Below are 19,711 nucleotides of genomic sequence, written 5' to 3'. Positions count from 1 at the left end.
GCTCATGGACGCTTTCCGATGGTGTCGAGGGACAGTACAGCCGGGTTCAAGAAGACCCGGAGCAGCGACAAGAGAATTTCCAGCCGGTTCTCGTCGGTGTTGCGGGAGATGGCATAACGCCGCAGGTCATGGGCCAGTAGTGGTCGTTCCTTCGCGGGGAGCGTCTCCACTAGCGCTGCGAACAGGGCGCGAACATGATTGCGGTCGTCGTCGTCGCGCTCATCGAAAGCGCAGACCGCGTCGTACAGGGCAGTCAATGCATCCCTGCGATGAGGGCGCTTGACCAGCGCCGCAGACCAAAGCTTGGCGAGGGGGGCAGCAGAATCAGGGCGACTGCGCAGATGAGCGGTGACTGTGGGGAGTCCGACGCCGTCGGCGGGAGCCGACAGAATACTCAAGATCGCTCGAATCAGCGGGTCGACCGCACGGCCGATCCGCCTGTCATTGCTGATCTGCCGCGCCAACCAGTCGAGTATCGGAAGAGCGTTGCCGGTGGCCTCCGTCAGCGCGACGAACAGGCGGGCCAATGCAATCTCTGCATGCCGGACAGGCTTCTCACTGTTCCTGATCTGTAGCCAAAGCATCCGGACCGCCTCCAGCGGAAACCGGATGCCCAGCTCACCGGACCAGGCAAGGGCGGCGGTGAATTTAGGCCGGGCGGCGGACGCCCTAGTCCATGAGCTGACCGTACGCAGTACCTCCGGACGGGTCGTCTCGTCCAGGCACAACCACGAGATGGCCATCGCGGCGGTGGCCTGGCTGCGCATGACGCCCCTGCCGCGGGCCCATGGGGTGAGAAAGGTGCTGTCGACGTGCGAGTAGTCCGAGACTGAGGCCAGAATCGCCACGCCCCTGGCGATTTCCGCCTGTGCGCTTGGGTTGTCGCGCAGAGCGGCGCACTCATGGAGCCATTCGGTGACCGGCTCCCACAACCGCATACCGTGTCGCTGGTACAGCTCCCGCATAACATGCGTTCGGTGACTCGCGACTTTGAACTCCAGCCTGCGCCCCGGTGACAGGCTGAAAAGCGAACCCTCTGCCACCCGGAGCAGGCGGCGGCTCGGCATCGGATCATCCGCCGAGACGGCATCCGTCTTTTCCGCTCCGATACCGGCGATGGACTCCAGTCGCGCGAGTAGCGACTCGAAGCCGGCCTCTGGGAGGCCGGCGGTAAAGGCCATGGCGGCCATCTCGAAGAGTTCCCCTCGAGTACGCGGGCAGTCGAACCAGGCGACCACGTCACGCCGCCCGACGGACTCCAGCCTGCCGAGCGCGTTGTCCAGCGGAACCCCTCGGGCCAGGTCACGCGCCAGTGCCACCACGTCGGCCACAGCAAGCTCGGGGGTGATCTGGGCGGCTGCCTCCGCAGCGATCTCGGGTGCCACCTGGTGAGCCAGCAGGACGTCGCAGGCCGACAGTGGTTGCCAGAGAATTTGGTCTCCTTTGGGCAGCGAGGTAGTCGTCCCCGTGATCACCAGGTATGCCCCGGCGTCGCGCACGCGGCGCCTGATCTCCCGGACGTGAAAGTCGGCGATGCTCCCGTCAATGTCATCCATGGGCCAGTCGCACAGCAGGTAGCCGTGAGCCTTCCGGTATTCGCGGGCGGCCAGCTTCTCCAAGGTGTAGGCGGGGCTGAGTTCCACCACCGCCTCGCGCCGCCCCCCTACGAAGTCATGAAGCAGATTGAGCGCCGCCGTCCGGCGGCCGGTGCCGGCAGTGCCGATCAAGGCCACCATGTTGCATCTACCCAACTGCTCGGCGGCGGCTTCGTAGGTGTCGTGGCGCTTGTAGCAGGTGCGGGCCTCCGCCATCTCATATGCGGATACGGGCCCGGATGTGCGGCGGGAGGTGGTGCGGGAACCTGAGATGCCGAAAGAGGCTCCTCCGATGTTGCCGTGGATATGGTTGATGACGGTCTGGACCTGGGAGACCTGCGCGAAACTCTCGTCTGTCACCTCGGCTTGATCGGTCAGGTCGATCGGCGTGGCTCCCTCGCCGATAAGGACACCGTCGGCCGGCGACTCAGTTTCGGATGCCAAAGTTGATCTCCTCGCCGGAGATGGGGGCGGTGATCAGGTTGACGGTCATCTGCTCGGCATTGAACTTCTGCGCGAACTGCTCCGCAGCGGGGTCGACACGCACCAGCTTCTCCAGGGACTCCAGCAAGTCGTCGCGCGACTCCGGGTCGGCCGGTCGGCCTTGCTCGGACCGGAACTCCTTGATCTTCGCGAGCAGTCTCCGGGCGCCGCCGAGTCCGGTCTCGGTGCCGTAGGCGCCGAGACGTTCGAGGGCGCCACTAGCGATCAGAGCCCACAGGGTGTCGGCGACCGCGGGCAGGTTGTCCATGTCGAGAGTTCCTTTCTGATCCAGGTCTTCTGAGGGAATCCACATCCAGGCGATCTCGGTGCGTTCCTTGGTCGGCACTTTCACCTGGGTGAAGGACTCCGGTCGGTGCGAGGTGTGAAGCTGTCGGATGACGTCCTCGTAGAGTCGATCGGTAAGAATCAGCACCAGGTCGGCGCGCGGGTTCGTCTTCAGGGCGGTACGGGCGGCGTTCGCGTCGAGCAGCCGGCAAGTGGTCACCACGACCTGTCCGACGAAGCCCATGGCGCCCCGCTTCACGACCCCGTGGCCGATCGAGATGCGAATCCGCAGGCGGGCGTCGTCCCGGCGCTCGCGATTGTGGTCGTGGAGCGCCTTGCGAAGGCGGCGGACCAGGTCATCGATGACTCGGAGCTCTGGCTCCCCTTCGGGGAGGACGATGACCTCGCCGTCGCCGGCTTCCTGACGGCTCCAGGTCTCGCGGCGCAGACCGGCCTCTCGTGCGCCACGGTCCATGACCTGGGCCAGACCGAACTGGATCGAGTCGTGTCGTAGGTCGTCGCCGCTGCCGTATCCCTCCGCATCGACCGCCATGACCAAGCGGCGGCTGAAATCAGAATCAAGCATCACGTCACCTTGTGGTTGTGAGAGAGATCCGCCAGAGCGGTGGGGGAGATCGCCGGGGATAGAGTCTGGCGAAGATCACATCGCCTCAAGACGTACCAGTACGCTTTAGCGGAATTTGGCCAGACCGATTGGATCGATGACCAGCTTCCGGCGATGACCGGGATCGATCAGTTCAAGGTCCTTGAAACGTCGGATGGCCTTGAAGACGGCGTCTTTTCTAGCGCCGACGAGATTGGCAATCTCCTCATGGGTAAGATCGACTCCCAAATCCCGTTTCCCGTCGGCCCTGTCGACTCCGTGTCGGCCAGAGATCTCCACGAGCACGTTCGCGACCCGTACGGGCACGCTGAACTGAGCGAAGTCGGTTCTTCTCCGGTTGGCCCAGTCGAGTCGGTCGGCGATCATCCTGGCCAATGCGTTCCATGCCGCCGGGTGGCGATCAAGGAAGTCGGTGAACGCCTGGGCGCGGATGGCGTGCACCAACATCGGACTGCACGTGGTCACCATGGCCGATCTCGGCACCCTACGCAGAGCCGCCAGTTCGCCGACCACATCGCCGCTGACGCGGATGCCCAGCATGGCCGCTCCGCCAGATTCCAGGTAGGCCGTCACCTTCACGCATGCCGTGTGTCGCTGACCTGGGACGGAACGCAGTAGGTAGACCTCGGACCTGTCTCGATCTCCCTGGTATATGAGTGGTTCGCCAGCCTGCTTTGGGGACGGTGGTGCGAGGGTCAGCAGCTCTGTCCGCTCTTCCGGACTGAGCCTGTCCATGAGAGTGCCAATGGGCCACCTGGCGGGGACTTGATCATTTATCACGGAATAAGCGCCTTGGGTCATCGATGCGAAGCTGTTAGAAGCTACACCCTGGAATATCTGGGGGCCAGGTTTGGATGGTCATCGCAGTGCAGGTACGGGGTAGCTTGTCCGGATTGCCCTCGAAGGACGGGTCGAGATTTTTCGTGAGAACGGAACAATATTCCTATGATCGGTGCAACCCAGTGATCATTGGCGGGCCGATCTGTCACTTATATGTTTGTTAGCTCGTCTATTGTGTCTTCTGTGACATATGTACTTATCTGGTGGCAGCTTCAGGTGGACATGCTGTGGGCATCGGTTTCCACCTCGATGTACACGCCGGTCGTGAGCTCTGGATCGGACAGCGTGATCGCGCCGCGCTCGTGCTGGACCTGCGCAGGATGAGCGAGGCCGTCAGGACGCCTTCGTGCAGGTGAGCACGGTGATGGTCCCGACCTTGACTTTGCTGCCGGCCTTGTGGGACTGCTTGGTCAAGGTCCAGTTCTTCGGCAGGAGAACCATCGCCTCGTAGCGGTCCTGCGAGCCGAGCTTGATGTCGCTGAACTCGTTCCATCCCCGGTCCACCAGCTACTGGCGAGCGATCGCGGCGTTCTGCCCCTTGAAGTAGGGCGGCTTTACCAGACGGCCTTCTCCTCCTCGGCGGGAGGAAGACCGGTGTCCTGCAGCGCCTCCGCGGCGGCTGTCCGAGTGGGGGACGTGGTCGGGTCGGCGTGCTGCCGATACTTCCTACGGCCACGCCACCGACACAACCCGCGTCCGGCGCGAGAACGGCGATCAGAACGACCGCGGGGCCTGAGAATCCGCGACGCGCGGGAGGCGGCATGGGGGCTGGTAGGTCAAGGGAATTCCCTGGGATCAGGCGGCCAGAGCCGCGTCGAGGTAAGTGATGTCGCGGACCGAGACGTAGAGGCGCCAGCTGAGCAGGGCAGTGCGGGACACCACCGTGAACTGCACGTGGTGAGCGGTCGGCCAGGCGGCCAGGTCGGCGAATTAGCCGTCGCCAGAACCGATGACCATCCGCTCGAACCGGAGGTCGATCCGGTCGTTGACGGCCATCTCGGCGAGCACGCTGTCGGCGCCGTCCGGGCTGGAGCGGGTCAGGATCTGAGCGCCGTGGATCACCCGCCCCACCTCGGCCAGTGATCGCGGATTTACCCCGACGACGAACTGGTCCAGGGAGCCGGCCGGCACCCGTCGCAGGTAGTCCGACATGGTGTGCGCGATCTCCGTCGCGGCGGCGACGGAGACGCCGCCAGGTTCTCGATGTCCAGTAAGTGGATGGCTCGTCCTGCTCGCAGAGTACGCATCACAGCTCCCTCGCATCTCGTACAAGAAGGGTAGAGCCTGTGAATAGAGTATGCAAGCACTTCTATTGTGATAATAGTAGAAGGGGATTCGATGTCGTTGGGCATTCATGCGGGCTCTTGTGCATGACCTGCCGGATGAGATCACGAAGAGGCGGGGAGACCCGTCTGGAGGGCGAGCTCAAGGCAGTTCCAGCGGCGCAGCGCATCAGCGTCGCGGAGATCAGGGCGATGATCGAAGAGGTCGGCGACTTGGTGCGCTTGGTCTCAGAAGCGGGCCCGGACGACAAGGCCGAGCTCTACACGCAGCTTGGGCTGAAGCTCACGTACTACCCAGAAAAGCAGTATGTGGAGGCCCGGATCGCTCCGGAACCTCCACATGTGCTGCGATAGGTGTGTGTCCGAGGGGGGACTTGAACCCCCATGCCCCGTAAAGGGCACTAGCACCTCAAGCTAGCGCGTCTGCCTATTCCGCCACCCGGACAGTGGTGCCTGCACGTTGGAACGTCTTCCCGCGTCGGCTGAACCAGGTTAGCAAACTCCGGGCACTCCTTCATACCGAGAAGCGGGCGGAGCCCGGCTTCGGCGGCAGGGGTCGAACGGCTGGGGGGTTCCTCACGGGGATCGGCCGGTGGTGCGGGGCAGGGGATGGGCTAGGGCGGAGATGCTGGTGAGGGTTTGCGGGCGGCAGGATGGGGAGGGTCAGCCTGTACTGAACCGAAGGAGCACGGTATGACCGCGTTCAACGGCGAGGACGAGGTCGCCGAGCTGTGCCGCGACCTGATCCGGATCGACTCGACCAACGCCGGGGACAACGCCGGGCCGGGAGAACGGGCCGCCGCCGAGTACGTCGCGGAGAAGCTCGCTGAGGTGGGGCTCGAGCCGCACATTCTGGAGAGCGACGACAAGCGGGCCAACGTGATCGCCCGCATCGAGGGTGAGGATTCGAGCCGGGGGGCTCTGCTGCTCCACGGGCACCTCGACGTCGTTCCCTTCAACGCCGCCGACTGGACCCACCATCCGCTGAGCGGCGAGATCGCCGATGGCTGCGTCTGGGGCCGGGGCGCGGTGGACATGAAGGACATGGACGCCATGATCCTGGCGGTCGTCCGCCAGCGGCTCAGCGAGGGGCGCCGGCCGCCACGCGATGTGGTGCTGGCGTTCACGGCGGACGAGGAGGCAGGCGGCACGTACGGCGCGCAGTGGCTGTCGCAGCGGCACGCCGATCTGTTCGAGGGGTGCACCGAGGCGATCGGCGAGGTGGGCGGCTTCAGCGTCTCGGTGGGAGAGGCCAGGCGGCTGTACCTGATCGAGGCGGCGGAGAAGGGCATCGCCTGGATGAAGCTGGCCGCCAGCGGGCGCGCCGGGCACGGGTCGATGCTGAACAGCGAGAACGCCGTCACCGAGCTCGCCGAGGCCGTGGGGCGCATCGGGCGGTACGAGTGGCCCGTGCGGCTGACCCCGACGGTGCGGGCGTTCTTCCGGGAGGCGTTCGAGATCGAGATCGAGGCGCACGACGCCGAGGCGGCGGTGGCCAAGCTCGGCTCGCTGGCCCGCATGATCGGGGCGACACTGCGGAACACGGCCAACCCGACGATGCTCGACGCCGGGTACAAGGCCAACGTGATCCCGCAGACGGCGACGGCGCACGTGGACGGCCGGTTCCTGCCGGGCTACGAGGAGGAGTTCTTCGCCACCATCGACGAGCTGCTGGGCCCCAACGTGACCAGGGAGTTCGTGTACCACGACATCGCCGTCGAGACCGCGTTCGACGGCCCGCTCGTGCGGGCGATGGCCGACGCCCTGCAGGCGGAGGACCCCGGGGCGCGGGCGGTGCCGTACACGCTGTCCGGTGGCACCGACCTGAAGGCGTTCAGCAGGCTCGGCATCCGCGGGTTCGGGTTCGCTCCGCTGAAGCTGCCCGCCGACCTCGACTTCTCCGGCATGTTCCACGGGGTGGACGAGCGGGTTCCGGTGGATTCGCTCCAATTCGGGGTGCGGGTTCTTGACCGTTTCCTTGACGCCTGCTGACCGGCTTCCTGGAAAACCGTTGCCATGACGGGAAGTGGTGCTACGGTTACGTTCCGTTGAAGGGTTGTCCCAGGGTTCGTCCTGTGAGAGCCGGGCGTTCGAGGTGTTGGGGGAGGTCACGTGGCACGCATGCCGGAAGGTCGGCGGGGCGCTCAGGCGCCCTCCGTCACGGCCTGCGTGCCCGTGCCTCCTGCCGCTGACCAGGTGCAGATGATCATGGCGAGGGAAGGCCGGATGGCACGGTTCGTGGCCGGCTCCCGGTTCGATCGTCTGCTCGCCACCGGTGTGCTGATCGCCGCCGGTTGGCTCCTGGGTCTGGTCCTCGGTGTCTTCTTCGCCGGTCCCGCGGCCGCGGACGGCCATGGTCCCGCGGGGCAGGTGGCGGCGATCGAGGCCGATGCCCTCGGCCCGCCCGACGCGGCGGCCTCGCGCCGTGCACCCTCGGCCTCTGATGGCGCCACCGGGCCGGCGTACGCCGGCGGTTTCCCCACGGTGAGCGTCGATGCCGGGGCGATGGCCGGGAGGACGGTCGACGGGCTCACCAGTCAGTCCAAGCCCGTCTCCCCACGACCGTCCACCGCCGATCATTCGGCGGGGGCCAACGGGATCGTGCCGAGAGGTGGCTCCGGTCCGTTCGGGCCGGGCCTCGGCGACGTCGCGCGGCCGGTCTTCGACCCGCGGTTCGTGGTCGCGCCCGCCGACCCGGCGAGCGTGGCCACTCCTGTCGTCCGTGCGGCAGCGGACGACCCTTCTTTCTCCCCCGACTGATCCCGCCGCCGGGCCGGCCCTGGCCGTGTGAGCCGTCCGGCCGGCCGCGGAGCGCACCGCTGTTCTCCTTCTTGGAGCGGCGCGATCCTCCGCGCGGGTGAAACGTCAGTCATCTCCAGCCTCGCGATCTTCCCGGGCCGGGCCCGTTGTGATCACCATGCGCACGGTGGTCGCCATGCCGGTCCGACCGAGCCATAGGCGTCCGCCGCTCGACCCGGCATCTGATCCGCCGGGTCGCGGTGCGCGCCGATCCGGTCCGGCCGATCCGCAGATCACCGCCCCCCACCGGCCTTCCCTCGGTCTTCCTGCCGCATCACCGCGTGTAGGCGGACCAGGGCCGTTCGGGGCCCCCACCGGTGATCCGCGCCACCGCTCACCCCCTCGTCACCCTCGGGTGCTCCGGGCGGTGGCCGCCGGGATCGTCGCGATCTGTCAGGAACACCAACCCCCCGGAACACCAAGGAGCGATCTGTTATGCGTACATGGGCCAAGGGCTCCGCCCCCGCTGCTCTTCTCGCGCTGGGCGTCATGGCCCTCGGCAGCGGCACCGCCGTCGCCGACACCTCCGGCACCGGTTCGGTGGCCGGCGGCAACCAGGTCAACCTGCCCATCACCCTCCCGGTCGACATCAGCGGCAACGCGGTCGGCGTCATCGGCGAGTCCTCCGCCTCCTCCCGCGGCGGGGCGTCCGTCCAGGGCGGCGGCGGGTCCGCCGCCATCCAGGGCAGCACGTCGGGCCGCGGCAGCGTGCTCGGCGGCAACCAGGTCAACGCGCCGATCACCGCGCCGATCAACGCCTGCGGCAACGCCGTCTCCCTCGTCGGGCGCTCGGACGCCGGGTGCCGGGGCGGGGCGACCGTCAAGAACGGCGGCGGCAGCGGCGGCACGGGCGGCACGACCGACGGGCGGCACAGCGTGCTCGGCGGCAACCAGGTCAACGCGCCGATCACCGCGCCCATCAACGCCTGCGGCAACGCCGTGGCGATCTTCGGTGAGGCGACCGCGGGGTGCCGGGGCGGCGCGTCGGTCGTCAAGGGCGGCGGCGCGCGCGGCGCGGGCGGCAACCGCACCTCGGGCCACGGCTCGGTGCTGGGCGGCAACCAGGTGGTGGCGCCGATCACCGCGCCGGTCGACATCTGCGGCAACTCCGTCGCCCTCATCGGCGAGGCGTTCTCCGGCTGCCGGGGCGGCGCGCACGTCAAGGGCGGCCCGGGGAACGGCTACGGCGGTCACGGCCCGCGTCCCGGGGGCGGTGCCGGGCACAACGTCACGGACGGCGGGCACAGCATCGGCGGCGGCAACCAGATCGTCGCGCCGATCCTGGTGCCGATCGAGCTGTGCGGCAACGCCGTCGGCAACGCCGACGCCGGCTGCCCCGGCGGCGTCACGGCCCGCCCGGGCGGGCCCGGCGGCGCGGGCGGCAACCGCACCTCCGGCCACGGGTCGGTGCTGGGCGGCAACCAGGTGGTGGCGCCGATCACCGCGCCGGTCGACATCTGCGGCAACTCCGTCGCCGTGCTCGGCGGCGCGTTCTCCGGCTGCCGGGGCGGCGCCTCGGTGAAGGGCGGCGGCGGCAGCGGCGCGGGCGGCAACCGCACCGACGGCCGGCACAGCGTGCTGGGCGGCAACCAGGTGGTGGCCCCGATCACCGCGCCGATCAACGTGTGCGGCAACGCCGTCGCCGTCCTGGGCGACGCGGCCGCCGGGTGCCTGGGCGGCGCGCGGGTCGGCGGCCCCGGTGGGCGGTACGGCCAGTCGGCCCACGCCTCGGGGCAGGTCTCCGGCGCCAAGGCGCAGGGCGCCGGCCTGCTGTCCGAGCTGCCGCTGGTCCCGGCCCTGGTCGGCAAGACCGGGACGGCTTCGTCCGGCCCCGTGGCCCTGCCGCCGAAGGCCGCCCCGCTGCCGATGCTGCCCGCCGCGCCCGCCCAGCCGGCCGGGATGCCGCTCAAGGGCGCGGCGGCGAACGGCCCGCTGGAGCAGGTCACCGGGACGGTCGCCAAGACGCCGGTGGGCCAGGCCGTGGCCGGTACGCCGGTCGGCGGGGTGGCCGAGGGCCGCACGGTCCGTGACCTGCCGGTCAACCCCGGCCTGATGAGCGCCGAGCAGCCGCTGGGCCTGACCGGCATGAACACCGGCTCGCTGGTCGCCCTGCTCGCCGGGGTGCTCCTGACCGCGGGGGCGACCCTGTTCGCGGGCGCCCGCCGCCTCCGCCGGCGCTGACCTGACCGCGGGCATCGCGGTGCTGTGGGCGTGACGACTCTCACAGCACCGCCCGAAGTTCTCCGCACGGCGGAGTGAGAACGCCTCGCCGCCGCGAGGACGGCCGCGGTGCCGGGCCGTCGGCCGCTCGCGCGGCGAGGTACTGAACGCTTTGCCCGTTCCGGGGGCGCGGCCCGGAGCGGGCAAAGCCATGTCCGGAGCCGACGCCATCTCCTGGGTGTGCCCATGAGCCGTCGCAGCAGCCCGGACCCGGAAGTCGCCCCCGGCCGGGTCATCGGTCGTCTGGTGGCGATGGGCGCAGGGGAGAGCGCCCGGCCTCGGGCGTAGGGGCGTGGCCGTGCGAGCCCAGGGAGGTCATGGCAGCCGGCCGGAGCGTAGGGGCGGGCCGTGCCGTCCAGGAAGTCTCGGTGGCCGGTTCCAGGCCTGAGGCGTGGCGCGGCATCATGGGGCGGAAGACGCGAGCCGGTGGGGCGTTGGTGGCACCGGGCGGCGTGGGGTGGTGCCGGGGCGTGGCGGCGCGAGGGGGCTGGCGGCGGGGTTACAGTTGCCTCGGCGTGGGTTCAGAGCGTGCTGGCCACTCGTAGGATCTTGCGGCGCAGCCGTACGTACCGACGGCCGTCCGGGTACAGCCGCAGACGGTCCAGCTCCCAGTGTCCATGTTCAGCATGTTCTGTCAGCAACTGCCGGGCAGCTTCCCGGCTGGTGCCGCGTGGCAGATACAGGTCCAAATAGGAGTACTCGAGCACAGCGGTTAGTCTCCGAAGGGTGTGCTAGGGGACGCTGGCACTCTCTGGGCTCTATTCTGCGTCCTCGTGGGTATCGGGTCCAGGTAGGTGGAACACCGGTAAGTGACCGGGTAGTCCGACGGGGAGAGGTTTCCGGCGGCGGGTTACCTTCATGCCTGTGGCAGATCACTCGGGCCGTCTCCCACGGCGTTCCGAGCGCGATCGGCAGGGGAATGACAGCGAACAGCGAGGTAGGAAGCAGCGTGCCAGCCAACAACGGCAACGCCGGCGGAACCCGCCTGGTGATCGTGGAGTCGCCTGCGAAGGCGAAGACGATCGCCGGGTACCTCGGGCGTGGCTACATCGTGGAGTCCAGCATCGGCCATATTCGGGATTTGCCGGAAAAGGCCGACGACATCCCCGAGAAGTTCAAGAGCGAGGCATGGGCACGGCTCGGGGTCAACGTGGACAACGAGTTCGAGCCGCTCTACGTCGTGAATCCGGACAAGAAGTCGCAGGTCTCCAAGCTCAAGCAACTGCTGAAGGACGCCGACGAGCTCTACCTGGCCACCGACGAGGACCGCGAGGGCGAGGCGATCGCCTGGCACCTGCAGGAGGTGCTCAAGCCCAAGGTGCCCGTCCACCGCATGGTGTTCCACGAGATCACCCCGCAGGCCATCCGGGACGCGGTGTCCAACCCGCGCACCCTGAACCTCCGCCTGGTCGACGCCCAGGAGACGCGGCGCATCCTCGACCGGCTGTACGGCTACGAGGTCAGCCCGGTCCTGTGGAAGAAGGTCAAGCCGCGCCTGTCGGCGGGCCGCGTGCAGTCGGTCGCCACCCGCCTGGTGGTCGAGCGTGAGCGCGAGCGCATCGCGTTCACCTCCGCCGACTACTGGGACCTGCGGGCGCTGTTCGACATCGGCCGTGACGAGGACCCGCGCAGCTTCGGCGCCGGCCTGACCTCGGTGGACGGCCGCAAGGTCGCCCAGGGCCGCGACTTCGCCAGCACCGGCACGCTCAAGAACGCCGATGTGCTCCACCTGGACGAGCAGGCGGCCCGGGCGCTGGCCCAGCGCCTGGAGAACGCCTCGTACGCGGTGACCTCGGTCGAGAGCAAGCCCTACACCCGCAGGCCGTACGCGCCGTTCCGGACCACCACGCTGCAGCAGGAGGCCAGCCGCAAGCTGGGCTTCTCGGCCAAGTACACGATGCAGGTGGCGCAGAAGCTCTACGAGAACGGCTTCATCACCTACATGCGAACCGACAGCACCACGCTGTCGGACACCGCGCTGGCCGCCGCCCGCGGCCAGGCCGTGCGCCTGTACGGCCCGGAGTACGTCCCGGACAAGCCGAGGGTGTACGCGAGCAAGGTGAAGAACGCTCAGGAGGCCCACGAGGCGATCAGGCCCTCCGGGGACGAGTTCCGGACGCCGGGGGAGACCGGTCTCTCCGGGGACATGTTCCGGCTGTACGAGCTGATCTGGCAGCGCACGGTGGCCTCGCAGATGAAGGACGCCGTCGGCGAGTCGGTGAGCGTGCGCATCGCCGGCACCTCCAGCGCGGGCGAGCGGGCCGAGTTCGGCGCGACCGGCCGCACGATCACCTTCTACGGCTTCCTCAAGGCGTACGTGGAGGGGGCCGACGACCCGTCCAGCGACCGCGACGACTCGGTCAGCCGGCTGCCCAACCTGGCCGAGGGCGACGCGCTGACCGCCCTGGAGCTCGGGGCCGAGGGCCACTCCACCCGGCCGCCGGCCCGCTTCACCGAGGCCACGCTGGTCAAGGAGCTGGAAGACCGCGAGATCGGCCGCCCGTCGACGTACGCCTCGATCATCGGAACGATCCTGGACCGTGGGTACGTCTTCAAGAAGGGGACGGCGCTGGTGCCGTCGTTCCTGGCCTTCGCCGTGGTCAACCTGCTGGAGCAGCACTTCAGCCACCTGGTCGACTACGACTTCACGGCCGAGATGGAGAAGGTCCTCGACGACATCGCCAACGCCCGCGCCGACCGGGTGCCCGAGCTGCGCCGCTTCTACTACGGCGGCCAGGGGGACGACGGGCTGAAGGAGCTGGTCAGCGACCTCGGTGACATCGACGCGCGCGAGATCAGCTCGTTCGCGATCAGGGGCACCGACATCATGATCCGCGTCGGCCGTTATGGGCCCTACCTTGACCGGGACGGCGCGCGGGTGAACGTCCCGGAGGACCTCGCGCCGGACGAGCTCACCGCCGAGAAGGCCGAGGAGCTGTTCACCCAGCCCAGCGGCGACCGGCGGCTCGGCCCCGACCCGGTGACCGGGCACGAGATCGTCGCCAAGTCGGGGCGGTTCGGGCCGTACGTGACCGAGATCCTGCCCGAGGAGGAGCCGCCCGCTCCGGGCGCCAAGAAGCGGGCGAAGAAGGACGCGCCCAAGCCGCGCACCGGCTCGCTGCTGAAGTCCATGTCGCTGGACACGATCACGCTGGAGGACGCGCTGCGCCTGCTGTCGCTGCCGCGTGTGCTCGGCGAGATCGACGGCGAGGAGGTCACCGCGCAGAACGGCAAGTTCGGCCCCTACGTCAAGAAGGGGACCGACTCGCGGTCGCTGGGCTCCGAGGAGGAGCTGTTCACGGTCACCCTGGAGCAGGCCAAGGAGCTGTTCGCGCAGCCCAAGCAGCGCGGCAGGGGCCGGGCGGCCGCCGCGCCGCCGCTGCGTGAGCTCGGCGCCGACCCGGCCTCCGGCAAGCCGGTGGTGGTCAAGGAGGGCCGTTTCGGGCCGTACGTGACCGACGGCGAGACGAACGCGTCGCTGCGCAAGGACGACTCGGTGGAGCAGATCACGATCGAGCGGGCCGCCGAGCTGCTCGCCGAGCGCCGTGCCCGCGGCCCGGCGCCGAAGCGCACCCGGGCCAAGACGGGGGCCAAGGCCGCCGCGAAGTCCTGACGCTCGCGTCATAACGGGCCCTCGCATCCTGTGGGATGCGAGGGCCCGTCGAACGCGGTCTGACGTCGCTACCGGGCGGCGGCGAGGCCGTCGTCGCCGTCAGGCGAAGAGAGCGCGGCCCCAGTAGTCGCCGGCGTCGCGCAGGCCCGGCGGGCAGGCGAACAGGCCGCTGGAGATGTGCTTGATGTACTCGTTCAGCTTGTCCTTGCGCGCCAGCTCCATCTGGATCGGGACGTACTGCTTGTGCGGGTCGCGCTGGTAGGCGATGAAGAACAGCCCGGCGTCGAGCCGTCCGAGCCCGTCGGAGCCTTCCACGTAGTTGTAGCCCCTTCGCAGCAGGTGGGCGTTGCCGTGGGTGGACGGGTGCGCGAGCCTGACGTGGGAGTCCATCGGGATCACCGGCGTGCCGTCGGGCTTCTTGGCGGCGAAGTCGATCACGTCGAACTCGCGCTTCTTGCCCATTGGCGCGCCCTCGCCCTTGTCCCGGCCGAAGATCTCCTCCTGCTCCACCAGCGAGGTGCGGTCCCAGGTCTCGATGTTCATCCGGATCTTGCGGGTGACCATGTAGCTGCCGCCGGCCATCCACGCGGGCCCGTCCCCGGGGGCCACCCAGAGCTGGTCCTTCAGCAGGGCGGCGTCCTCCAGCTTGAGGTTGTTGGTGCCGTCCTTGAAGCCGAACAGGTTGCGCGGGGTGGCCTGGGAGCGCGAGGTGGACGAGGTGCGGCCGAAGCCGAGCTGGGACCAGCGGATCGACACCCTGCCGAAGCCGATGCGGGCCAGGTTGCGTATCGCGTGCACGGCCACCTGCGGATCGTGGGCGCACGCCTGGATGCAGATGTCGCCGCCGGAGATCTCGGGCTTGAGGTCCTCGCCGGGGAACTTCGGCAGGTCGGCCAGGGCCGCGGGCTTCTTGGCCGCGAGGCCGAATCGGTCGTCGAACAGCGATGGGCCGAATCCGATGGTCAGCGTCAGCCCGGAGGCGGGCAGCCCGAGCGCCTCGCCGGTGTCGTCCGGCGGGGCCTCGGGGGCGCCGCCGACCGCGCCGAACGTCCCGGCGTCCTTGCCCTGGGTCATCCGCGCGGCCGCCGCCGTCCACTCCTGGAGCAGTTCGACGAGTTCCTCGCGCTTTTTGGTGATGACGTCGAAGCTCACGAAGTGCAGGCGGTCCTGGGCGGGGGTGACGATGCCGGCCTGGCGTTCGCCGTAGAAGGACACCGGGTCGGAGGTCGTGGCGGCCGCCGCGGGGGGCGGCCCCTCCAGCACGCTGCGGGTGGCGAACGCCCCGGCGCCGGCCGCGGCCACGCCGGCCGCGCCCGCCGCGCCGAGACCGAGCAGTCTGCGGCGGTTGATCGCTGTCATCGCGCTCTCCCTCGGCCGAGCCTCGTCGTGCGGTCCTTTCCGATCAGGTCACCGGGCCGGCGGAGGCCGGTGGCCGGGGTCACTTGGCCACCACCGCGGCGACCTTGCTGATCGGCTCGGCCAGCGCGTTGATCGCGTCGGAGAGCGTCTTCAGCTCCTCCTTGGACAGCTCGGTGTGCAGCTTCCAGCCGTCGCCCTTGCGGTGCTGCGACAGGGCCGCGTCGGCCGCCTCGAACTTCTCGTCCAGGGTCTTGGCCAGGGCGGGGTCGCGCTCGTCCAGGACGGGGCGCAGCGCGGCGACGGCGGCCCGGGAGCCTTCGAGGTTGGCCGCGAAGTCCCACAGGTCGGTGTGCGAGTAGCGGTCCTCCTCGCCGGTGATCTTGCCGGTGGCGACCTCGTCGAGCAGTTCCTTGGCGCCGTTGGCCAGCTTCAGCGGCGGGACCTTCTCGGCTTCCGCCCGCTTGACGATCTCGCGCACGTCGGCCATCAGCTTGTCGGCGACCGGGCCGTCCTTGCTGATGTCGCCGCTGATCCACAGGTCCTTCTCGATCTTGTGGAAGCCGGTCCACTCCTCGCCCTTGGCGAGGTCGCCCTCGCGGGCGTCGATGGCCGGGTCGAGGTCGCCGAAGCTCTCGGCGACCGGCTCGATGCGCTCCCAGTACGTCCGCGCGACGGGGAACAGCTCCTTGGCCTTGGCCACGTCGCCCGCCTTGACCGCGTCCACGAACTCCTGCGTCTTGGTGAGCAGCGCGCCGGTCTGGCTCTTGACGTACCGCTGGTAGTCGGTGCTCGCCTTGGCGAGCTTGGCGTCGTCGCTGAGCGGGGCGGCGGCGCCGGTGACCTTGAGCGGGTTGCGGATGCCCTTGCCGATCATGCCGGGCTTGCAGGCCGTCTCGTAGGTGCCGGCCGGCAGCTCGATCAGGACCTCGCGGGTGAGGCCGGGGACGATGTTCTCCACCTCGCCCATGACGCGGTCGCCCGCCGCGTAGACGTAGAACTCGGTGACCTTGCTGCCGCCGTTGGTGACGGCGAACGTCGAGGTGCCGGCGGGCAGGTCGGTCGTGGAGACCTTGCAGTCGGTGTCGCTCGCCGCGACGGCGATCTTCCCGGGCTTGCCCCCGGCCTGGGCGGAGGTGTCGCCGCCGTCGCCGGACGAGGAACATGCGGTGAGCCCCGCCAAGGCCAGAGCGCCAACGGTGAGGACGAGGGGGGTACGCATGCTTCTCCAGTTCGCGAAGTTCATCGGGTGCATTGAGGTGGTCGGTGGTGTGGCCGGTGCCGCTAGGAGGCAGGGGTGGCGGACGGCGTGGCGGCCTTGGCGCGCGTCACGCCCCCTTTACGGGCCGGCATGAGGAACAGCGTCAGCACCGGCACCAGGTAGGCGAGCCAGGCGATCGTCTCGAGGATCGTCGGCTGCGGGGTGAAGTTGAACATGCCGCTGAGCAGGGTGGTGTACCAGGCGTCCGGCGGGAGGGCGCCGCTCAGGTCGAAGGCCTGGCCGGTGAGCACGTTCACCACGCCGGCCTCGGTGAGGTCGTGCACGCCGTACTTGAAGATCCCCGCGGCCACGATGATCAGCAGCAGGCCGGTCCAGGTGAAGAACCGGGTGAGGTTGATGCGCAGCGCGCTCGCGTACAGCGCCCAGCCGAGGGCGACCGAGGTGGCGAGGCCGAGCAGGATGCCGATGAGCGGGGCGGCGGTGGTCGTGGCGCCCTGGGCGGCGGCGAAGAACAGCAGCGCGGTCTCCAGGCCCTCGCGGGCGACCGCCAGGAAGGCCATCACGACGACGGCGGTGGCGCCGAGGCCCAGGGCCTCGGTGAGCTTGGCGCGCAGGTCACCGGACATGCGGCGCGCCGCGCTCCGCATCCAGAAGATCATGAAGGTGACGAACACCGTGGCGGCGAGCGAGGCGATCGCGTCGAACAGCTCGTGGGCGCGCGAGTCGAGGTTGGCGGCGGTGAAGGTCAGCAGCGCGCCGAAGGCGACGGACAGGGCCACGGCGGCGGCCACTCCCGTCCACACGAGCGGCAGCCGGTCGCGCCGGTCGCTCTTGACCAGGAAGGCGACCAGGATGGACACGACAAGGGTCGCCTCAAGGCCCTCGCGCAGACCGATGAGATAACTGGCGAACACTGGTGCGCTCCTGACGCTCGCTTGCTACTTAGCCTCACCTAAATTAGGACAGACTAACCTTAGCCTTGGCAAGGGCGCGGACTGTGGCTGGGGCACCCCTTTCTGGCCGTCGCGCCAGCCCGTCCCCGTCGCTCGGGCAACCCGTTCCCCGAGATCAGCGGCCTGACCCGCCCGTTCGGGCAAAGCCGCGGCCAGGGGAGGCGGGCGCCTGGAGGTTCCGGGAAACGTCATCTCCCGGCGAGGAGGTGTTCAGCGGGAACACGAACCTGTCCCACTTTTCGCCACGTCCTTCCCGCGAGGGGCAGGGTGGGGTAATACCCTCAGGTGAGGAAACAGGCGGGCGATTCCGTCCTGTACTCGATCCACCCCTTGCCCAGCGAGCACCTGGATACGCTGACACCATGACCACCTCCGGCCGGTCCGCCTCGCGGCGCAGACCCCCCCATGTGCTGGCGAACGCCCCCTTCCGCCGGTTGTGGACGGCCATGGCGGTGTGCAGCCTCGGTGACTGGCTCAACATCATCGCGATCACCGCCTTCGCCGCGTTCCTGACCCGGGGCGCCGGATACCAGGCGCAGAGCCTCGCCATCGGCGGCGTCTTCGTCGTCAAGATGCTCCCCGCGATCGTGCTCGGCCCGCTCGCGGGAGTGTTCGCCGACCGGTTCGACCGGCGCATGACGATGTTCCTCGCCGACCTCCTGCGCTTCGTGCTCGTGCTGTCGATCCCGCTGGTCGGCAGCTACCAGTGGATCATCATCGCGACGCTCCTGGTCGAGTGCGTGAACCTCTTCTGGGTGCCCGCCAAGGACGCCACGGTCCCGAACCTCGTGCCCAAGGACAGGCTGGAGGAGGCCAACCAGCTCAACCTGCTGGTCACCTACGGCACGGCGCCGGTCGCCGCGGCCCTGTTCGCCGTGCTGTCGGCGGGCATCGAGGTGCTCGGCAAGGCCGTCCCCGGCATGGCGGTGGAGCCCGCCCGCCCCGCGCTCATCCTGAACGCCGTCGCCTACCTGGTCTCCGCGTTCCTGATCTTCACGCTCAGGAGCATCCCCAAGGAGCACACCCTCCGGGTCGCCACCCCCTCGGTGCTCCGGCAGATCATCGACGGCTGGCGGTTCGTCGGCGGCGACCGCATGGTGCGCGGGCTGGTCATCGGCATGCTCGGCGCCTTCGCGGCCGGCGGCGCGGTCATCGGCGTCGCCAAGGTGTACGTCGTGGCCCTGGGCGGCGGGGACGCCGCGTACGGCATGGTCTTCGCCGCGGTGTTCGCCGGCATGGCCGCCGGCATGTTCTTCGGCCCCCGCCTGCTGGGCGAGCTGTCCCGGCGGCGCCTGTTCGGGCTGGCGATCATCACCGCGGGCGTCGTGCTGGCCGGCATCGCGCTCATCCACAACCTGGTGATCGTCGTCCTGCTCACCGTCGTGCTCGGCGCCTGCGCGGGCATCGCCTGGATCATCGGGTACACGCTGATCGGCCTGGAGGTCGAGGACGGCATCCGCGGGCGCACGTTCTCCTTCCTGCAGTCCATGGCGCGGGTGACCCTGCTGCTCGTCGTCGCGGTCGCCCCGGTCCTCGCCGGCCTGTTCGGCGAGCACATCATCGCGGTCGGCGCCGCCCTCGAGTACCACTTCGACGGCCCGAACCTCGTCATGCTGATCGGCGCGCTGGTCGCCGTGGCCGTCGGCGCGCTCGCGCTGCGCCACATGGACGACCGGCGCGAGGTGCCCATCGCCTCCGACCTGATGGCCGCGGTCCGCGGTGAGCGCTACGTCCCCGCGCCCGCCGAGCCCGACCACGGCGTGTTCATCGCCTTCGAGGGCGGCGAGGGGTCGGGCAAGACCACCCAGTCGCGGCTGCTCGCCATCTGGCTGCGCGACCAGGGGTTCGACGTGGTGCAGACCCGCCAGCCGGGCTCGACCAAGGTCGGCATGCGGCTGCGCGCGATCCTGCTGGACGCCGCCCATCAGGGGCTGTCCGCGCGGTCGGAGACCCTGCTGTACGCCGCCGACCGGGCCGAGCACGTCGAGAAGGTCATCCGCCCGGCGCTGCACAGGGGCGCGATGGTGGTGTGCGACCGGTACGTCGACTCCTCGCTCGCCTACCAGGGCGCCGGCCGCGAGCTCGACCAGCGGGACGTCGTCAAGGTCAACTCCTGGGCCACCGGCGGCCTCATGCCCGACCTCACCGTGCTGATCGACGTGCCGCCGTCGGTCGGGCTGGCGCGCATGGCCTCGCCGGCCGACCGCATCGAGGCCGAGCCGCTGGAGTTCCACGAGCGGGTGCGCCGCGAGTTCCGCGCGCTGGCCGCGGCCGAGCCCGACCGGTACTTCGTGGTGGACGGGCAGCGGACCCAGGAGGAGATCTCCCGGCTCATCCAGGACCGCGTGCGCGAGATCCTGCCCGACCCCGTCCCGCAGGAGACCGAGGCCATCACCGGCACCATGCCCATCATCCGCGACTGACCCGGCCACGAGCG

Annotated in this window: 15 protein-coding genes and 1 tRNA gene; 6 read left to right on the top strand and 10 right to left on the bottom strand. The window is 69.3% G+C overall.

The features are described from left to right. Positions 1–2 precede the first annotated feature (2 nt). The 5 genes from IEY93_RS08060 to IEY93_RS08040 form a co-directional block, all read right to left on the bottom strand. The gene (locus tag IEY93_RS08060) at positions 3–2,039 is read right to left on the bottom strand and encodes a hypothetical protein (protein WP_189162335.1); all 2,037 of its coding nucleotides are present in this window, start codon (positions 2,037–2,039) and stop codon (positions 3–5) included. Beyond that, a complete protein-coding gene (locus tag IEY93_RS08055) occupies positions 2,023–2,949 on the bottom strand; it encodes a hypothetical protein (protein ID WP_189162334.1) in 927 nt (308 codons plus the stop codon). The genes IEY93_RS08060 and IEY93_RS08055 overlap by 17 nt, the downstream gene beginning before the upstream one ends. A 105-nt stretch (positions 2,950–3,054) precedes the next feature. Beyond that, positions 3,055–3,723: a Crp/Fnr family transcriptional regulator gene (locus tag IEY93_RS08050; protein WP_189162333.1), complete on the bottom strand. Its 669-nt coding sequence runs from the start codon at positions 3,721–3,723 to the stop codon at positions 3,055–3,057. 438 nt (positions 3,724–4,161) lie between these two features. Continuing rightward, positions 4,162–4,332, bottom strand: a complete 171-nt coding sequence (locus tag IEY93_RS08045) for a hypothetical protein (RefSeq protein WP_189162332.1) — start codon at positions 4,330–4,332, stop codon at positions 4,162–4,164. A 426-nt stretch (positions 4,333–4,758) separates the two neighbouring features. Further along, complete coding sequence (locus IEY93_RS08040) at positions 4,759–4,980, bottom strand: hypothetical protein (protein ID WP_189162331.1); 222 nt, start codon at positions 4,978–4,980, stop codon at positions 4,759–4,761. Between the two features lie 230 nt (positions 4,981–5,210). Between IEY93_RS08040 and IEY93_RS08035 the strand changes: the two genes are divergently transcribed. Then, complete coding sequence (locus IEY93_RS08035) at positions 5,211–5,465, top strand: hypothetical protein (protein WP_189162330.1); 255 nt, start codon at positions 5,211–5,213, stop codon at positions 5,463–5,465. A 5-nt stretch (positions 5,466–5,470) separates the two neighbouring features. On the opposite strand, the gene IEY93_RS08030 is transcribed toward IEY93_RS08035, so the two are convergent. Further along, positions 5,471–5,556 (bottom strand) — tRNA-Leu (locus IEY93_RS08030). A 248-nt stretch (positions 5,557–5,804) separates the two neighbouring features. Between IEY93_RS08030 and IEY93_RS08025 the strand changes: the two genes are divergently transcribed. From IEY93_RS08025 to IEY93_RS08015, 3 genes are all read left to right on the top strand, one after another. Beyond that, on the top strand, positions 5,805–7,103 hold the full coding sequence (locus IEY93_RS08025) for a M20/M25/M40 family metallo-hydrolase (RefSeq protein WP_189162329.1): 1,299 nt from the start codon (positions 5,805–5,807) through the stop codon (positions 7,101–7,103). Between the two features lie 234 nt (positions 7,104–7,337). After that, positions 7,338–7,871 (top strand): hypothetical protein, encoded by a 534-nt coding sequence (locus IEY93_RS08020; RefSeq protein WP_189162328.1) that lies wholly within the window; start codon positions 7,338–7,340, stop codon positions 7,869–7,871. A gap of 474 nt (positions 7,872–8,345) precedes the next feature. Further along, positions 8,346–10,091 carry a chaplin family protein gene (locus IEY93_RS08015; RefSeq protein WP_189162327.1) on the top strand — a complete coding sequence of 582 codons (1,746 nt, stop codon included), beginning with the start codon at positions 8,346–8,348 and terminating at the stop codon, positions 10,089–10,091. Between the two features lie 560 nt (positions 10,092–10,651). Here IEY93_RS08015 and IEY93_RS08010 read toward each other — a convergent pair. Continuing rightward, entirely contained in the window at positions 10,652–10,837 is a 186-nt protein-coding gene (locus IEY93_RS08010) for a DUF5703 family protein (RefSeq protein WP_189162326.1), read from the bottom strand. A gap of 242 nt (positions 10,838–11,079) precedes the next feature. Here IEY93_RS08010 and topA point away from each other — a divergent pair, with 242 nt between their 5' ends. Next, positions 11,080–13,743, top strand: a complete 2,664-nt coding sequence (gene topA, locus IEY93_RS08005) for a type I DNA topoisomerase (protein WP_229690965.1) — start codon at positions 11,080–11,082, stop codon at positions 13,741–13,743. A 99-nt stretch (positions 13,744–13,842) separates the two neighbouring features. On the opposite strand, the gene efeB is transcribed toward topA, so the two are convergent. The 3 genes from efeB to efeU all read right to left on the bottom strand — a co-directional run bounded on the left by efeB (position 13,843) and on the right by efeU (position 17,235). Further along, the gene (gene efeB / locus IEY93_RS08000; protein ID WP_189162324.1) at positions 13,843–15,102 is read right to left on the bottom strand and encodes an iron uptake transporter deferrochelatase/peroxidase subunit; all 1,260 of its coding nucleotides are present in this window, start codon (positions 15,100–15,102) and stop codon (positions 13,843–13,845) included. Between the two features lie 79 nt (positions 15,103–15,181). Continuing rightward, positions 15,182–16,321 carry an iron uptake system protein EfeO gene (gene efeO, locus IEY93_RS07995; RefSeq protein WP_189162323.1) on the bottom strand — a complete coding sequence of 380 codons (1,140 nt, stop codon included), beginning with the start codon at positions 16,319–16,321 and terminating at the stop codon, positions 15,182–15,184. 62 nt (positions 16,322–16,383) lie between these two features. Continuing rightward, the gene (gene efeU, locus IEY93_RS07990; RefSeq protein ID WP_189162322.1) at positions 16,384–17,235 is read right to left on the bottom strand and encodes an iron uptake transporter permease EfeU; all 852 of its coding nucleotides are present in this window, start codon (positions 17,233–17,235) and stop codon (positions 16,384–16,386) included. A gap of 401 nt (positions 17,236–17,636) precedes the next feature. Here efeU and tmk point away from each other — a divergent pair, with 401 nt between their 5' ends. Beyond that, on the top strand, positions 17,637–19,697 hold the full coding sequence (gene tmk, locus IEY93_RS07985) for a dTMP kinase (protein ID WP_189162321.1): 2,061 nt from the start codon (positions 17,637–17,639) through the stop codon (positions 19,695–19,697). Positions 19,698–19,711: the final 14 nt, after the last annotated feature.

Source organism: Sphaerisporangium melleum, assembly GCF_014646695.1.
Taxonomy (GTDB): domain Bacteria; phylum Actinomycetota; class Actinomycetes; order Streptosporangiales; family Streptosporangiaceae; genus Sphaerisporangium; species Sphaerisporangium melleum.
Note: the sequence above shows the minus strand (reverse complement) of the source record. Positions and strands in the feature narration are given on the sequence as shown.

What these genes read in the sequence shown, in the direction of transcription:
- efeB (WP_189162324.1), bottom strand. Translation starts at nt 15,102, where the DNA reads ATGACAGCGATCAACCGCCGCAGACTGCTCGGTCTCGGCGCGGCGGGC.
- IEY93_RS08035 (WP_189162330.1), top strand. Translation starts at nt 5,211, where the DNA reads ATGAGATCACGAAGAGGCGGGGAGACCCGTCTGGAGGGCGAGCTCAAG.
- IEY93_RS08040 (WP_189162331.1), bottom strand. Translation starts at nt 4,980, where the DNA reads ATGTCGGACTACCTGCGACGGGTGCCGGCCGGCTCCCTGGACCAGTTC.
- IEY93_RS08050 (WP_189162333.1), bottom strand. Translation starts at nt 3,723, where the DNA reads ATGGACAGGCTCAGTCCGGAAGAGCGGACAGAGCTGCTGACCCTCGCA.
- IEY93_RS08015 (WP_189162327.1), top strand. Translation starts at nt 8,346, where the DNA reads ATGCGTACATGGGCCAAGGGCTCCGCCCCCGCTGCTCTTCTCGCGCTG.
- efeO (WP_189162323.1), bottom strand. Translation starts at nt 16,321, where the DNA reads ATGCGTACCCCCCTCGTCCTCACCGTTGGCGCTCTGGCCTTGGCGGGG.
- IEY93_RS08025 (WP_189162329.1), top strand. Translation starts at nt 5,805, where the DNA reads ATGACCGCGTTCAACGGCGAGGACGAGGTCGCCGAGCTGTGCCGCGAC.
- IEY93_RS08020 (WP_189162328.1), top strand. Translation starts at nt 7,338, where the DNA reads ATGGCACGGTTCGTGGCCGGCTCCCGGTTCGATCGTCTGCTCGCCACC.
- tmk (WP_189162321.1), top strand. Translation starts at nt 17,637, where the DNA reads ATGACCACCTCCGGCCGGTCCGCCTCGCGGCGCAGACCCCCCCATGTG.
- IEY93_RS08055 (WP_189162334.1), bottom strand. Translation starts at nt 2,949, where the DNA reads ATGCTTGATTCTGATTTCAGCCGCCGCTTGGTCATGGCGGTCGATGCG.